This is a genomic window from Aliidiomarina halalkaliphila, assembly GCF_007096385.1.
Classification (GTDB): Bacteria; Pseudomonadota; Gammaproteobacteria; order Enterobacterales; family Alteromonadaceae; genus Aliidiomarina; species Aliidiomarina halalkaliphila.
In genome coordinates this window covers 1-12704 of sequence record NZ_VJWL01000005.1, presented here as the reverse complement: position 1 = coordinate 12704, position 12704 = coordinate 1, and the positions used below count along the sequence as shown (strand labels likewise).

23 protein-coding genes are annotated in these 12704 nt (G+C 47.8%); all 23 read left to right on the top strand.

The genetic code is table 11. The features are described 5' to 3' along the window. Complete coding sequence (rpsC, locus tag FM042_RS11195) at positions 1-687, top strand: 30S ribosomal protein S3 (protein ID WP_143236538.1); 687 nt, start codon at positions 1-3, stop codon at positions 685-687. Positions 688-698: 11 nt separating this feature from the next. Beyond that, positions 699-1112 carry a 50S ribosomal protein L16 gene (gene rplP, locus FM042_RS11190; RefSeq protein ID WP_143236537.1) on the top strand — a complete coding sequence of 138 codons (414 nt, stop codon included), beginning with the start codon at positions 699-701 and terminating at the stop codon, positions 1110-1112. Continuing rightward, complete coding sequence (gene rpmC / locus FM042_RS11185) at positions 1112-1303, top strand: 50S ribosomal protein L29 (protein ID WP_143236536.1); 192 nt, start codon at positions 1112-1114, stop codon at positions 1301-1303. Before rplP ends, rpmC begins: the two co-directional genes overlap by 1 nt. Then, positions 1303-1566 carry a 30S ribosomal protein S17 gene (gene rpsQ / locus FM042_RS11180; RefSeq protein WP_143236535.1) on the top strand — a complete coding sequence of 88 codons (264 nt, stop codon included), beginning with the start codon at positions 1303-1305 and terminating at the stop codon, positions 1564-1566. The genes rpmC and rpsQ overlap by 1 nt, the downstream gene beginning before the upstream one ends. Before the next feature lie 132 nt (positions 1567-1698). Then, on the top strand, positions 1699-3042 hold the full coding sequence (locus tag FM042_RS11175) for a cell division protein ZapB (protein ID WP_143236534.1): 1344 nt from the start codon (positions 1699-1701) through the stop codon (positions 3040-3042). 186 nt (positions 3043-3228) lie between these two features. After that, complete coding sequence (rplN, locus tag FM042_RS11170; RefSeq protein ID WP_143236533.1) at positions 3229-3597, top strand: 50S ribosomal protein L14; 369 nt, start codon at positions 3229-3231, stop codon at positions 3595-3597. Between the two features lie 11 nt (positions 3598-3608). Beyond that, the gene (gene rplX / locus FM042_RS11165; protein WP_143236532.1) at positions 3609-3923 is read left to right on the top strand and encodes a 50S ribosomal protein L24; all 315 of its coding nucleotides are present in this window, start codon (positions 3609-3611) and stop codon (positions 3921-3923) included. Between the two features lie 20 nt (positions 3924-3943). Next, positions 3944-4483: a 50S ribosomal protein L5 gene (gene rplE / locus FM042_RS11160; protein WP_143236531.1), complete on the top strand. Its 540-nt coding sequence runs from the start codon at positions 3944-3946 to the stop codon at positions 4481-4483. A gap of 11 nt (positions 4484-4494) precedes the next feature. Continuing rightward, complete coding sequence (gene rpsN / locus FM042_RS11155) at positions 4495-4800, top strand: 30S ribosomal protein S14 (RefSeq protein WP_143236530.1); 306 nt, start codon at positions 4495-4497, stop codon at positions 4798-4800. A gap of 26 nt (positions 4801-4826) precedes the next feature. After that, the gene (gene rpsH / locus FM042_RS11150) at positions 4827-5219 is read left to right on the top strand and encodes a 30S ribosomal protein S8 (RefSeq protein ID WP_143236529.1); all 393 of its coding nucleotides are present in this window, start codon (positions 4827-4829) and stop codon (positions 5217-5219) included. Positions 5220-5232: 13 nt separating this feature from the next. Beyond that, positions 5233-5766, top strand: coding sequence for a 50S ribosomal protein L6 (gene rplF / locus FM042_RS11145; RefSeq protein ID WP_143236528.1), 534 nt, complete (start codon positions 5233-5235; stop codon positions 5764-5766). Between the two features lie 9 nt (positions 5767-5775). Beyond that, positions 5776-6129 (top strand): 50S ribosomal protein L18, encoded by a 354-nt coding sequence (gene rplR / locus FM042_RS11140; RefSeq protein WP_143236527.1) that lies wholly within the window; start codon positions 5776-5778, stop codon positions 6127-6129. Positions 6130-6138: 9 nt separating this feature from the next. After that, a complete protein-coding gene (rpsE, locus tag FM042_RS11135; RefSeq protein ID WP_143236526.1) occupies positions 6139-6639 on the top strand; it encodes a 30S ribosomal protein S5 in 501 nt (166 codons plus the stop codon). A 6-nt stretch (positions 6640-6645) separates the two neighbouring features. Continuing rightward, positions 6646-6828, top strand: a complete 183-nt coding sequence (rpmD, locus tag FM042_RS11130) for a 50S ribosomal protein L30 (protein ID WP_143236525.1) — start codon at positions 6646-6648, stop codon at positions 6826-6828. Between the two features lie 3 nt (positions 6829-6831). After that, the gene (rplO, locus tag FM042_RS11125; RefSeq protein ID WP_143236524.1) at positions 6832-7266 is read left to right on the top strand and encodes a 50S ribosomal protein L15; all 435 of its coding nucleotides are present in this window, start codon (positions 6832-6834) and stop codon (positions 7264-7266) included. Positions 7267-7273: 7 nt separating this feature from the next. Continuing rightward, entirely contained in the window at positions 7274-8602 is a 1329-nt protein-coding gene (secY, locus tag FM042_RS11120; RefSeq protein WP_143236523.1) for a preprotein translocase subunit SecY, read from the top strand. A gap of 24 nt (positions 8603-8626) precedes the next feature. Beyond that, positions 8627-8740, top strand: coding sequence for a 50S ribosomal protein L36 (rpmJ, locus tag FM042_RS11115; RefSeq protein WP_072155090.1), 114 nt, complete (start codon positions 8627-8629; stop codon positions 8738-8740). A gap of 122 nt (positions 8741-8862) precedes the next feature. Next, positions 8863-9219: a 30S ribosomal protein S13 gene (gene rpsM, locus FM042_RS11110; protein ID WP_143236522.1), complete on the top strand. Its 357-nt coding sequence runs from the start codon at positions 8863-8865 to the stop codon at positions 9217-9219. 12 nt (positions 9220-9231) lie between these two features. Further along, on the top strand, positions 9232-9621 hold the full coding sequence (gene rpsK, locus FM042_RS11105; protein WP_007419210.1) for a 30S ribosomal protein S11: 390 nt from the start codon (positions 9232-9234) through the stop codon (positions 9619-9621). 30 nt (positions 9622-9651) lie between these two features. After that, positions 9652-10272, top strand: a complete 621-nt coding sequence (gene rpsD / locus FM042_RS11100) for a 30S ribosomal protein S4 (RefSeq protein ID WP_143236521.1) — start codon at positions 9652-9654, stop codon at positions 10270-10272. A gap of 25 nt (positions 10273-10297) precedes the next feature. Next, positions 10298-11287: a DNA-directed RNA polymerase subunit alpha gene (locus FM042_RS11095; RefSeq protein WP_143236520.1), complete on the top strand. Its 990-nt coding sequence runs from the start codon at positions 10298-10300 to the stop codon at positions 11285-11287. A gap of 52 nt (positions 11288-11339) precedes the next feature. After that, positions 11340-11738: a 50S ribosomal protein L17 gene (gene rplQ / locus FM042_RS11090; protein WP_143236519.1), complete on the top strand. Its 399-nt coding sequence runs from the start codon at positions 11340-11342 to the stop codon at positions 11736-11738. 158 nt (positions 11739-11896) lie between these two features. Continuing rightward, positions 11897-12382 (top strand): YajQ family cyclic di-GMP-binding protein, encoded by a 486-nt coding sequence (locus tag FM042_RS11085; protein ID WP_143236518.1) that lies wholly within the window; start codon positions 11897-11899, stop codon positions 12380-12382. Positions 12383-12704: the final 322 nt, after the last annotated feature.

The window sequence follows — 12704 nt, the reverse complement described above, 5'->3', positions numbered from 1 at the left end:
ATGGGTCAGAAAGTACATCCTAATGGTATTCGCCTAGGTATCACCAAGCCATATAATGCTACCTGGTTCGCGGAGTCCAAGGATTTTGCTGATAACCTTCACAGTGATCATCAGGTGCGTTTGCTCCTGAAAGAAAAGCTGAAGGGTGCATCAGTATCACGCATCGTTATCGAGCGTCCTGCTAAGAGTGTTCGTGTGACTATTCACACTGCACGTCCTGGCGTGGTTATCGGTAAGAAAGGCGAAGATGTTGAGAAGCTGCGTCAAGAAGTATCGAAGCTGACTGGTGTTCCAGCTCAGATCAATATTTCTGAAGTTCGCAAGCCAGAGCTTGATGCTCAATTGGTTGCTGAAAACATCGCTGGTCAGCTGGAGCGTCGTGTGATGTTCCGTCGTGCTATGAAGCGCGCGGTACAGAACGCAATGCGCCTGGGTGCCAAAGGTATCAAAGTTGAAGTAAGTGGTCGTCTTGGTGGTGCGGAAATCGCACGTACTGAGTGGTACCGTGAAGGTCGCGTTCCGTTGCACACATTGCGTGCTGACATCGATTACGCTACCGCAGAAGCTGCAACAACTTACGGTATCATTGGCGTGAAGGTCTGGGTTTTCCGTGGCGAAGTATTGGGCGGAATGCCTGTCGCTGAAGAAAAACCAGCGGCGCAGAAGCGCGGCAAAGGTCGTAAGTAAGGAGAAGCAACATGTTACAACCTAAGCGTACGAAATTTCGTAAGGTTCACACAGGCCGTAACCGCGGTCTGGCGCAGTCGGGTAACAAAGTAAGCTTCGGTACTTATGGCCTGAAGGCTACTGAGCGCGGTCGTATGACTGCACGTCAGATCGAAGCTGCCCGTCGTGCGATGACTCGTCACGTTAAACGTCAAGGTAAAATCTGGATTCGCGTATTCCCAGACAAGCCAATTACCAAGAAGCCTCTTGAAGTGCGGATGGGTAAAGGTAAGGGTAACGTTGAATACTGGGTTGCTCAGATTCAGCCAGGTCGCGTCTTGTATGAGATGGACGGCGTATCTGAAGAGCTGGCACGTGAGGCATTCAAATTAGCGGCTGCCAAACTGCCATTCAAGACCACCTTTGTTTCTCGGACGGTGATGTAATGAAAGCAAGCGAACTGAACGCGAAAAGCGTAGAAGAACTGAATCAGGAGCTGCTTGGTTTGCTGCGTGAGCAATTTAATTTGCGCATGCAAGCTGCGACCGGCCAACTGAATCAGTCACACCTGTTGAAGCGAGTGCGTAAAGATATCGCACGTGTGAAAACAGTGATTAATCAAAAGGCAGGTGCGTAATGAGTGAAGCAAAATCTACCCGTACTGTGCAAGGCCGTGTGATTAGCAGCAAAATGGACAAGTCTATTGTTGTTGCTATCGAACGTCAGGTTAAGCACCCGATTTACGGTAAGTACATTAAGCGGACTACTAAGCTCCACGCACACGATGAAAATAACACATGCCAAGAAGGTGATTTGGTATCGATCCGGGAAACTCGCCCGGTATCTAAAACTAAGTCATGGACTTTGGTAGACGTTATCGAGCGTGCTGCAGGCGTTTAATCCGCCGGCAGAGATGCCATTGAAGAAACGACTCTCCTCGGAGGGTCGTTTTTTTTTGCGGGATGCCAAAGGCTTACTATACTTAATTCACTAATTTATTAATTTACATAGTTCTCGTACAAGGAGTAAGAGATGCCGCGATACCAAAGTTTAATTTGTGTCGGTTTGCTTAGCTTGGTGACCTTCATCGCTAGTCCTTCATTTGCGCAATCTTCGGAACTAACCATTGAAGAACGCATATCGCTTTTAGAGAAAGAATTACAGGCGCTGCGTGAAGAGAATGAAGCACTTCAGCAAAAAGCAGAGGAAGATCGGCAACAAGCACAGGAAGACCGTGCTGTAGCCCAACGAGCGGCTCGTGAAGCAGAGCAGGCGGCGAGTGAAACAGCCGAGCGTACCGACGAGAGCGCTGATGACGGCATCGCCATAGGCGGGGCCGTACGCTTTCAATATCAGGTGAGCGATTACAACCGTCCGCAACGTGAGCGCGGTGGCGATCTCGACTTTGATCTGATTCGTATCGATTTTAATGGGCGCATGGGTGACGTTATTTTGTCGGCTCAATACCGTTGGTTCCAATACATGGAAGCCGTACGCCACGCCTATTTTGGTTATGATTTTTCCGATGAATGGCAAGGGCAGGTCGGCCTCGTGATTCAACCTTTCGGTGTTATGCCATACAACTCCCATAACTACTTTTTCAGTACTAACTTTTATGTTGGGATGGAAGATAATCCTGGTGCAGGCCTGCGCTTGATGCGCCGTAGCGATGAATGGGATCTCGATTTTGCCTTTATTAAGAACGATGAACTTGGTGGCTCTACCGGATTTACCCGTAGCCTTGCGGATCGCTATGCCTATGATGTAGTGGGGGTTCGATTAGCCGGGGAAGATCCTTTTGCTGACCCAACCCAATTGGCCAGTGAAAGTAATACCTTTATGGTACGGGTCGCACGCAAGTGGCAGATGAGCGACGAACAAAGTTTTGAGGCCGGTTTTTCCGGTCAGTTAGGTCGGTTCAACGATGGTGTGAACAATATTGGTGACCGTCAGAACTTGGGTATTCACGCGGTTTACAATACGGGACCTTGGGAATTCCAAGGCCAATATGCACAGTATGATTACAGTTTTGACATGGACCACATGGGTGTCGTGATGGGTGCCTATGCGTATTTTGAAACCATGCCCTCAAAAGCGGATTTATGGACAGGCAATGTTGCCTATAGTATGCCTGTTGAGTTTGGGCCTATTTCCCACCTGCTTTGGTATAACAATTACAGCCTGATGACCAATAAACGCGAGTTCAATGACGATACTTGGATGAACGTACTTGGCGTTGCCGTGACCGCGGGTGGCCTGTATACCTATTTCGACCTAGTGACGGCACGAAATCATCCATTTATTGGCGGATCAACAGGTGTCGATGGGGGTAGAACTAATACCCGTTTTAATATAAACTTCGGTTACTATTTTTAAGTCGATCTGGGGCCCCATCCTCGGTGCCCCACACGCCTTTCTTTTCTTCAAAAATCCTCTATCTTCTGCCAATTTTTTCTGTTACAATTTCGCGCCCTTTTAATATGGGGTCTTCTTACTGATATTCAGCAAGAAGTTGTTTGGACTCGGGAGAGTCTGGTTTACTAACTCAAGCGGAGCACTGAGATGATCCAGATGCAAACTATGCTGGACGTGGCCGACAACTCCGGCGCACGCAGCGTACAATGTATTAAGGTTCTAGGTGGTTCGCACCGCCGTTACGCAAACATCGGTGACATCATCAAAGTGTCAGTGAAGGAAGCAATTCCTCGTGGCAAGGTGAAGAAAGGCGATGTTTACAATGCGGTGGTCGTTCGCACCCGGAAAGGCGTCCGTCGTCAAGACGGCTCTGTTATCCGTTTTGACCGCAATGCGGCTGTGTTGTTGAATAACAACTCTCAGCCAATTGGGACCCGTATCTTTGGCCCGGTGACTCGTGAATTGCGCGGTGAGCAGTTTATGAAGATCATCTCTCTGGCGCCAGAAGTACTATAAGGAGTCTATAAATGGCGGCAAAAATCAGACGTGATGACGAAGTGGTTGTGTTAGCTGGTAAAGACAAAGGAAAGCGCGGAAAAGTGCTTTCAGTTTTAACTGGCAGCGATCGTGTAGTGGTAGAAGGCGTTAACGTTATTAAGAAGCATCAGAAACCTAATCCGTCTCTGAATGAACCAGGTGGCATCGTAGAAAAAGAAGCCCCTATTCATGTTTCTAACGTGGCGATTTTTAACCCAGCGACCGGCACAGCAGATCGAGTTGGTTTCAAGATTGAAGGCGAGAAGAAAGTTCGCGTTTTCAAATCTAATAACGAAACCATCTAAATTGAAATTTGGAGTATACGATGGCGAAACTGCATGATTTTTACAATGAGACTGTAGTTCCTGATCTGATGAAACAGTTCAGCTACACCAGTGTCATGCAAGTCCCTCGGATTGAAAAAATCACCCTGAATATGGGTGTTGGTGAAGCATTAGTTGACAAAAAGATTCTCGACAATGCAGTTGCAGACCTTGAAGCCATTACTGGCCAAAAAGTTGTGCGTACTGTTGCGCGTAAATCTGTCGCTGGCTTCAAGGTCCGTGAAGGCTTCCCGATTGGTTGTAAAGTAACTCTACGCGGCGAGCACATGTGGGACTTCCTGCAACGACTAGTTTCTATTGCGATTCCTCGGATTCGCGACTTTCGTGGTTTAAACCCGAAGTCTTTTGACGGTCGCGGGAACTACAGCATGGGCGTTCGTGAGCAAATCATTTTCCCTGAAATTGACTATGACAAGGTTGATCGGGTACGTGGTTTGGATATCACGATTACCACCAGTGCACAAAGCGATGATGAAGCGCGTGCATTGCTGTCTGCCTTTAACTTTCCGTTTAAAAAGTAAGGTGTAGAGTTATGGCAAAAGTTTCTATGAAAATGCGCGATATCAAGCGCGCAGCATTAGCTGCGAAATACGCTGATAAACGCCGCGCACTGAAAGCTACTATTAGCAATCCAGCGACCACTGACGAACAGCGCTGGGAAGCCGTTCTGGAACTTCAGAAGCTTCCTCGTGATTCCAGTCCTTCTCGTCAGCGTAACCGCTGCCGGGTGACTGGTCGTCCACATGGTTATCTGCGTAAGTTTGGCATGAGCCGTATCAAGGTTCGTGAAAAAGCTATGCGCGGTGAAATTCCTGGCTTGAAAAAAGCTAGCTGGTAAGCCACGAATCACGGGAGAAAGCAATAATGAGCATGCAAGATCCAATTGCGGATATGTTTACTCGCATTCGCAACGCTCAGTCTGCGAACAAAGTAGCAGTGGTGATGCCAGCATCTAAGCAGAAAGAAGCAATAGCTCAAGTTCTGCAAGATGAAGGTTATATCACCGCGTACAAAGTAGAGTCTGGCGTTAAACCAGAGTTGGAAATCACGTTGAAATATTTCGAAGGCAAGCCTGTCATCGAATCTATCCAGCGTGTTAGCCGTCCTGGTCTGCGGATTTATAAGAAGCGTAACGAACTGCCTAAAGTAATGGGCGGTCTCGGTATTGCAGTTATTTCCACGTCGAAAGGCCTGATGACCGACCGAGCTGCACGTAGTGCTGGCCTTGGTGGTGAAATCATCGGGTATGTAGCATAACGGAGGGTAGGATATGTCACGCGTTGCTAAGGCACCTGTTGCAATCCCTGCCGGCGTTGATGTTGCAGTTAACGGCCAGGAAGTAACAGTAAAGGGCGCTAAAGGAGCTCTGACTCGTGTGTTCAACGATGCAGTAGAGATCGTTTCTGCTGATCAAGAACTGCGTACCACACCTCGTGAAGGTGTTGCGAACGCTATTGCACAGGCAGGTACTGCTCGCGCTCTATTAAACAATATGGTTATCGGGGTTACCCAAGGCTTTGAACGTAAACTGAACCTAGTTGGTGTTGGTTATCGTGCACAAGCTCAAGGTAGCAAACTGAATCTGAGCCTAGGCTTCTCACACCCAGTTGAGTATGCGGTTCCAGCAGGTGTTACTGTTGAAACTCCAACTCAAACTGAAGTTGTGGTGAAGGGCGCTGATAAGCAACTGGTTGGTCAGGTTGCTGCGAATATTCGTGCATACCGTAAACCTGAGCCTTACAAAGGCAAAGGTGTACGTTACAGCGACGAGCAAGTGCGCCGTAAAGAAGCCAAGAAAAAATAGGGTAATACGATGGACAAGAAATCAGCTCGCTTACGTCGTGCTACTCGCGCACGTAAGAAAATTCAAGAGTTGGGTGCAACCCGTCTGGTGGTTCACCGTACCCCGCGGCACATTTATGCTCAGTTGATCGCAGCAAGTGGCTCAGAAGTGTTAGCTTCTGCTTCTACTGCAGAAAGCGCGATTAAAGAGCAGGTGAAAAGCACGGGTAACGTGGAAGCCGCAAAATTCGTCGGTAAGTTGATCGCCGAGCGTGGAAAAGAGAAGGGCGTTGAGTCTGTATCTTTTGATCGCAGTGGCTTCAAGTACCACGGTCGTGTTGCTGCACTGGCAGATGCTGCCCGTGAAGCAGGACTGCAGTTCTAGGAGACGATAATGGCAAATCAAGAAGCTCAAAACGGTGAACTGGTTGAAAAATTGATCACAGTCAACCGCGTCTCTAAAGTGGTTAAAGGTGGTCGTATCTTTAGCTTCACTGCGCTGACTGTGGTAGGTGATGGACAAGGTAAAATCGGTTTTGGTTACGGTAAAGCACGTGAAGTGCCTGCTGCAATTCAGAAGGCGATGGAAAAAGCGCGTCGTAACATGGTAACTGTAGAGTTAACCAATGGTACGTTGCAGCATCCTGTAAAAGGTCGTCACTCTGGCTCGAACGTATACATGCAGCCAGCTTCTGAAGGTACAGGTATCATCGCCGGTGGTGCGATGCGTGCGGTACTTGAAGTAGCCGGTGTACATAACGTTCTGTCAAAAGCGTACGGTTCAACTAACCCAATCAACGTTGTTCGCGCAACGATTAAAGCTCTCGAGGCAATGCACTCGCCAGAGCAAATCGCTGCAAAACGCGGACTGTCTGTTGACGAAATCGTGGGGTAATGAACGATGGCGAAGAAGACAATCAAAGTTACTCAAACTAAAAGCTCAATTGGCCGCTTACCAAAGCATAAAGCCACTTTAGTAGGTTTGGGTTTGCGCCGTATTAACCACACGGTTGAACTGGAGGATACTCCTGCAGTTCGCGGTATGGTGAATAAGGTTTATTACATGGTTAAGGTAGAGGAGTAAGACATGTTTTTGAATTCTCTCTCTCCTGCACCTGGTGCAAAGACAGCTAAGAAGCGCGTAGGTCGCGGTATTGGTTCTGGTCTTGGCAAAACAGGTGGTCGCGGTCACAAAGGTCAGAAATCTCGGTCAGGCGGAAGCGTCAGACCAGGTTTCGAAGGTGGTCAAATGCCACTTCAGCGCCGCTTACCAAAGTTTGGCTTTACATCGCGTAAAGCAATGCAAACTGCGGAAGTAACGCTGAGTGAATTGGCCAAAGTAACCGGTGATACCGTGACTCTGGGCGGTTTGAAAGATGCAGGTTTGGTGAAAAAGAACATTTTGTTCGTAAAAGTCATCAAATCTGGCGAAATCAGCCGTGCAGTCACTGTACAGGGTATTAAAGTCACTAAAGGTGCGCGCGAGTTAATCGAAGCGGCCGGCGGCAAAGTCGAAGGATAATTGACTCATGGCTAGACCAGGATTGGAAAAATCCAGCGCGAAAGGCGGATTATCAGAACTGAAAACGCGTTTGTTGTTTGTTCTTGGAGCAATCATCGTATTCCGTGCTGCGTCTTTCGTGCCGATTCCTGGTGTAGATGCAGCCGTATTAGCTGATTTGTTCGAACAGCAACGGGGTACCATCGTGGCCATGTTTAACATGTTCAGTGGTGGTGCTCTCGAGCGTGCGTCGATTCTGGCGTTGGGTATTATGCCCTACATTACCTCAGCCATTATTATGCAATTGTTAGCGGTGGTTCATCCAAAGCTAGCAGAGCTGAAAAAGGAAGGGGAGTCAGGTCGACGCAAAATCAGCCAATACACGCGTTGGGGTACTCTTGTTCTCGCAACCATGCAGTCGATAGGGATCGCGACCGGTTTACCAAACCTGATACCAGGCTTGGTAGCAAATCCGGGTTTCGCGTTCTACTTCACTGCAATAGTGAGCTTAGTTACAGGAACGATGTTCCTTATGTGGCTAGGTGAGCAGATCACGGAGCGAGGCATCGGTAACGGTATCTCAATTATCATCTTTGCCGGGATTGTTGCAGGCTTGCCTTCAGCGATTGGTCAAACAGCAGAACAAGCACGTCAGGGCGACCTGCATTTGTTACTTCTGTTGTTGATCGGAGTAGTCGTGATTGCGGTTACTTACTTTGTTGTATTTGTAGAGCGCGGACAGCGTCGGATTGTGGTAAACTACGCCAAGCAACAGAAAGGTCGTAAAGTTTTTGCCGCACAGAGTTCGCATTTGCCATTGAAAGTTAATATGGCAGGTGTAATTCCTCCGATTTTCGCGTCAAGCATCATCTTGTTCCCTGGCACTATGGCGTCATGGTTTGGACAAGGTGAAGGCGGTGTGGCAGAAGCATTACAAAACGTTGCGTTGACATTGTCACCGGGACAGCCTTTGTATGTGATGTTATATGCCGCTGCGATTATCTTCTTCTGTTTCTTCTATACTGCGTTGGTATTTAACCCGCGCGATACAGCAGATAACTTGAAGAAGTCTGGTGCGTTCATCCCGGGTATTCGCCCAGGGGAGCAAACCTCGCGCTACATTGACAAAGTGATGACACGACTCACGCTGGCTGGCGCTCTGTACATAACATTTATCTGTTTGGTTCCTGAATTCATGATGATTGCGTGGAACGTTCAGTTCTACTTTGGCGGAACGTCACTATTGATTATCGTCATTGTTATTATGGATTTCATGGCTCAGGTACAAACTCATTTGATGTCTCATCAATATGAGTCGGTACTGAAAAAAGCGAACCTTAAGGGCTACGGCCGCTAAGGTCGTTGGTTACGGAGACTAGCAATGAAAGTACGTGCTTCCGTTAAGAAGATCTGCCGCAACTGCAAGGTCATCAAGCGCCACGGTGTAGTCCGGGTGATTTGTACTGACCCTAAGCATAAGCAGCGGCAGGGTTAAGAAAGAAGTTTCACAGTCCGGCTTTGCCGGGCTGTGATAAATGCTATTTGCATTAAGTAAACCGGTTGAGTATCCTAACGGGCTTTTCAACTGGTGCCCATTAAACTATAGGAGATATGTTAGTGGCCCGTATAGCTGGCATTAACGTCCCTGACAACAAGCATGCAGTTATTGCATTGACATCGATCTTCGGTATCGGCCGTACTCGCTCTAAAGCGATTTTGGCTGCCGTTGGTATCGCTGAAGATACAAAACTAGGCACTTTGTCAGAGGAACAAATCGACGTAATTCGTGATGCGGTTGCAAAATACTCAGTAGAGGGTGACCTGCGTCGCGAAGTATCAATGAACATTAAGCGTCTGATGGATCTCGGTTGTTACCGTGGTCTCCGTCATCGTCGCAGCTTACCGTTACGTGGTCAGCGCACTAAAACTAATGCGCGCACTCGTAAAGGTCCGCGTAAACCGATTCGTAAGTAAGGAGAAGCGAAAATGGCTAAAACACCTACTCGCGCTCGGAAACGCGTTAAAAAGCAAGTGACCGACGGCATGGCGCATATCCATGCGTCTTTCAACAACACGATCGTGACAATCACCGATCGCCAGGGCAACGCATTGTCTTGGGCTACCGCTGGTGGCTCAGGTTTTCGTGGCTCGCGTAAGTCGACTCCGTTTGCTGCTCAGGTAGCTGCAGAGCGCGCAGGCGAAATGGCGAAGGAATATGGTCTGAAAAATTTGGAAGTGTTCGTGAAAGGACCAGGTCCAGGTCGTGAATCTTCGATTCGTGCCTTGAATGCGGTCGGTTACAAAATCACAAACATCACCGATGTGACTCCTATTCCTCACAACGGTTGTCGTCCGCCTAAGAAACGTCGCGTTTAATTGGCGTGAAACGATAGTTGGAGAAAGAACATGGCTAGATATTTGGGTCCAAAACTCAAACTGAGTCGTCGCGAAGGCACCGACCTCTTTCTAAAGAGCGGCGTACGTGCAATCGACTCAAAATGTAAGTTGGAGAATGCACCTGGTCAACACGGCGCGCGTCGCGGTCGTTTGTCTGACTACGGTCTCCAGTTGCGCGAAAAGCAAAAAGTTCGTCGTATTTTCGGCGTGCTCGAAAAGCAATTCCGTAACTACTATAAAGAAGCTGCGCGAATTAAAGGCAACACCGGTGAGAACCTGCTGCAATTACTCGAGGCTCGCCTCGATAACGTAGTTTACCGGATGGGCTTTGCGTCAACTCGTGCTGAAGCGCGTCAGTTGGTAAGCCACAAAGCGATCGTCGTTAACGGTCGAGTTGTGAACATTCCATCGTTTCAGGTTAAGCCTGAAGACGTGGTCAGCGTTCGCGAAAAAGCGAAGAAGCAAGCACGTATCGGTGCTGCGCTTGAGCTTGCAGAGCAGCGTGAAAAGCCGACTTGGGTAGAAGTAGATACTAAAGAAATGTCTGGTATCTTCAAACGTCTACCAGAGCGGACTGACCTGTCTGCAGACATTAACGAACAGTTGATCGTAGAGCTTTACTCTAAGTAAGGCCTCAGCATAAAGAGAGGACACAATGCAGGGTTCTGTAACCGAATTTCTGAAACCGCGACTCGTTGATATCGAGCAAGTTAGCACCAACCGCGCAAAGGTCACTTTGGAGCCGTTGGAGCGCGGTTTCGGTCATACGCTGGGGAATGCTCTGCGTCGTATCCTTCTCTCTTCAATGCCAGGATGTGCGGTAACTGAAGTAGAGATTGACGGCGTACAGCATGAATACAGCACGAAAGAGGGTGTGCAGGAAGACATCATCGAGATCCTGCTCAACCTAAAAGGTCTGGCTGTCAAACTGAACGGCAAAGACGAAGCTACGTTGACTTTGAGCAAGTCAGGTGTAGGTCCGGTAACTGCGGCCGACATCACCACTGATGGTGATGTTGAAATCTGCAATCCAGACCACTTGATTTGTACATTGACCGGTGACATTGAGTTTTCAATGCGCATCAAAGTTGAACGCGGTCGTGGTTACGTCCCTGCAAACGTTCGTCAGCAGAATGAAGAAGAAGGTCGTTCGATTGGACGTCTTTTGGTAGATGCTTCATTTAGTCCGGTTGAGCGTATTGCCTACAATGTCGATGCGGCACGTGTAGAGCAACGCACTGATTTGGACAAACTGGTAATCGATATGGAAACCAATGGTACCATCGAACCAGAAGAAGCCATTCGTCGAGCGGCTACAATCTTGGCTGAACAATTAGAAGCCTTTGTTGAGTTGCGCGATGTTAGCGAACCAGAAGAGAAAGAAGAGAAGCCGGAATTTGATCCGATTCTCCTGCGTCCAGTTGATGATCTGGAGCTGACTGTCCGGTCTGCAAACTGTCTGAAAGCAGAAGCGATTCAGTATATTGGCGATCTGGTCCAGCGCACTGAGGTTGAGTTATTGAAAACACCTAACCTTGGTAAGAAATCGCTGACCGAAATCAAGGATGTGCTTGCATCACGTGGATTGTCTCTAGGCATGCGTTTAGAGAACTGGCCACCAGCAAGTTTGATGGATAACGACTAAGGACGCCGATTAAGGTCGCCTAGGTAGAAGATTTACTGAGAAGGGTATTGGTATGCGCCATCGTAAGAGTGGTCGTCAACTTAACCGAAACAGCAGCCATCGTCAGGCTATGTTCCGTAACATGGCTAGCTCATTGGTTCGTCACGAAGTGATCAAAACCACTGTGCCAAAAGCGAAAGAGTTGCGCCGAGTAATTGAACCTTTAATTACTTTGGCAAAAGAAGATAGCGTTGCAAACCGCCGTTTGGCATTTGCTCGCACTCGCGATAAAGAAGTTGTAGGTAAGCTTTTCAACGAGCTGGGCCCACGTTTTTCAGAGCGTCCAGGTGGATACACCCGGATTCTGAAGTGTGGTTTCCGTGCTGGTGATAACGCCCCTATGGCATTTATCGAGTTGGTTGACCGACCTGTAACTGAAGAAGTTGTAGAAGAAGCGGCTGCTGAAGAGTAAGCACTTGGTTCCAACACTTAATAAAAACGGAGTCTATTTAGGCTCCGTTTTTTTATGTCTATCTACTTGTGAAGCACGAAATAGGTTTTTATAGTGATGTACTTTGTCCAGATGGACTGGAGTTTTCGTTTGAGCAACGGGTTGAGGAGAGTAACACCATGCCAAGTTTTGATATTGTGTCTGAGATAGATAAAGTTGAACTGAAGAATGCAGTGGATAATGCGAATCGTGAGCTAACCACGCGTTTTGACTTTCGTGGTGTTGAATCGACTATCGAACTTAAAGAACTCACTGTCACATTGAAAACCGAGTCTGATTTCCAAGTTCGACAGCTTTTGGAGATCCTTCGCAACCAATGTACGAAGCGAGGAATTTCCCTTGCTGGTGCGGATATCGAAGATACACCTGTGCATAGTGGCAAAACCTACGCGTTTAATGTTGTTTTTAAGCAAGGGATTGATCAACCGATCGCCAAGCAGATCATCAAGGTGATCAAAGACAGTAAAGTAAAGGTTCAAACTTCAATCCAAGGTGAGAAAGTTCGAGTGACCGGTAAGAAGCGTGATGATCTGCAAATGGCTATCGCCTTACTCAAAGACTCGGATATCGAATTGCCACTTCAATTTGAAAACTTCCGCGACTAACGTTACCTAAATTGTTAAAAAACTGTGAAATTTCGTGAATTTAGAGCTTTTTATGGGCGTTTCGAACAGAAAATAGGCGATCGGTATTTTTTTTGAAAAAAGATCTTGATCGCCATGCATCGATCCTTATAATGCGCCTCCGTTGTCAGGGATAACTTGGCAGCCGGAAAGCAAGAAGCAGCGCAAGATTGCGCTAGATCAAAAAAAGATCCAAAGCTGCTTGACTTACCCTAGGGGTCGCGTAGAATTCGCATCCCTGCTTCGGAAAGAAGCAACGTTCTTTAACAATTTATCAAGCCAAGCAATCTGTGTGGGCACTTGC

Coding starts and splice junctions, on each gene's coding strand:
- rpsC (WP_143236538.1), top strand. CDS start 1: ATGGGTCAGAAAGTACATCCTAATGGTATTCGCCTAGGTATCACCAAG.
- rplP (WP_143236537.1), top strand. CDS start 699: ATGTTACAACCTAAGCGTACGAAATTTCGTAAGGTTCACACAGGCCGT.
- rpmC (WP_143236536.1), top strand. CDS start 1,112: ATGAAAGCAAGCGAACTGAACGCGAAAAGCGTAGAAGAACTGAATCAG.
- rpsQ (WP_143236535.1), top strand. CDS start 1,303: ATGAGTGAAGCAAAATCTACCCGTACTGTGCAAGGCCGTGTGATTAGC.
- FM042_RS11175 (WP_143236534.1), top strand. CDS start 1,699: ATGCCGCGATACCAAAGTTTAATTTGTGTCGGTTTGCTTAGCTTGGTG.
- rplN (WP_143236533.1), top strand. CDS start 3,229: ATGATCCAGATGCAAACTATGCTGGACGTGGCCGACAACTCCGGCGCA.
- rplX (WP_143236532.1), top strand. CDS start 3,609: ATGGCGGCAAAAATCAGACGTGATGACGAAGTGGTTGTGTTAGCTGGT.
- rplE (WP_143236531.1), top strand. CDS start 3,944: ATGGCGAAACTGCATGATTTTTACAATGAGACTGTAGTTCCTGATCTG.
- rpsN (WP_143236530.1), top strand. CDS start 4,495: ATGGCAAAAGTTTCTATGAAAATGCGCGATATCAAGCGCGCAGCATTA.
- rpsH (WP_143236529.1), top strand. CDS start 4,827: ATGAGCATGCAAGATCCAATTGCGGATATGTTTACTCGCATTCGCAAC.
- rplF (WP_143236528.1), top strand. CDS start 5,233: ATGTCACGCGTTGCTAAGGCACCTGTTGCAATCCCTGCCGGCGTTGAT.
- rplR (WP_143236527.1), top strand. CDS start 5,776: ATGGACAAGAAATCAGCTCGCTTACGTCGTGCTACTCGCGCACGTAAG.
- rpsE (WP_143236526.1), top strand. CDS start 6,139: ATGGCAAATCAAGAAGCTCAAAACGGTGAACTGGTTGAAAAATTGATC.
- rpmD (WP_143236525.1), top strand. CDS start 6,646: ATGGCGAAGAAGACAATCAAAGTTACTCAAACTAAAAGCTCAATTGGC.
- rplO (WP_143236524.1), top strand. CDS start 6,832: ATGTTTTTGAATTCTCTCTCTCCTGCACCTGGTGCAAAGACAGCTAAG.
- secY (WP_143236523.1), top strand. CDS start 7,274: ATGGCTAGACCAGGATTGGAAAAATCCAGCGCGAAAGGCGGATTATCA.
- rpmJ (WP_072155090.1), top strand. CDS start 8,627: ATGAAAGTACGTGCTTCCGTTAAGAAGATCTGCCGCAACTGCAAGGTC.
- rpsK (WP_007419210.1), top strand. CDS start 9,232: ATGGCTAAAACACCTACTCGCGCTCGGAAACGCGTTAAAAAGCAAGTG.
- rpsD (WP_143236521.1), top strand. CDS start 9,652: ATGGCTAGATATTTGGGTCCAAAACTCAAACTGAGTCGTCGCGAAGGC.
- FM042_RS11095 (WP_143236520.1), top strand. CDS start 10,298: ATGCAGGGTTCTGTAACCGAATTTCTGAAACCGCGACTCGTTGATATC.
- rplQ (WP_143236519.1), top strand. CDS start 11,340: ATGCGCCATCGTAAGAGTGGTCGTCAACTTAACCGAAACAGCAGCCAT.
- FM042_RS11085 (WP_143236518.1), top strand. CDS start 11,897: ATGCCAAGTTTTGATATTGTGTCTGAGATAGATAAAGTTGAACTGAAG.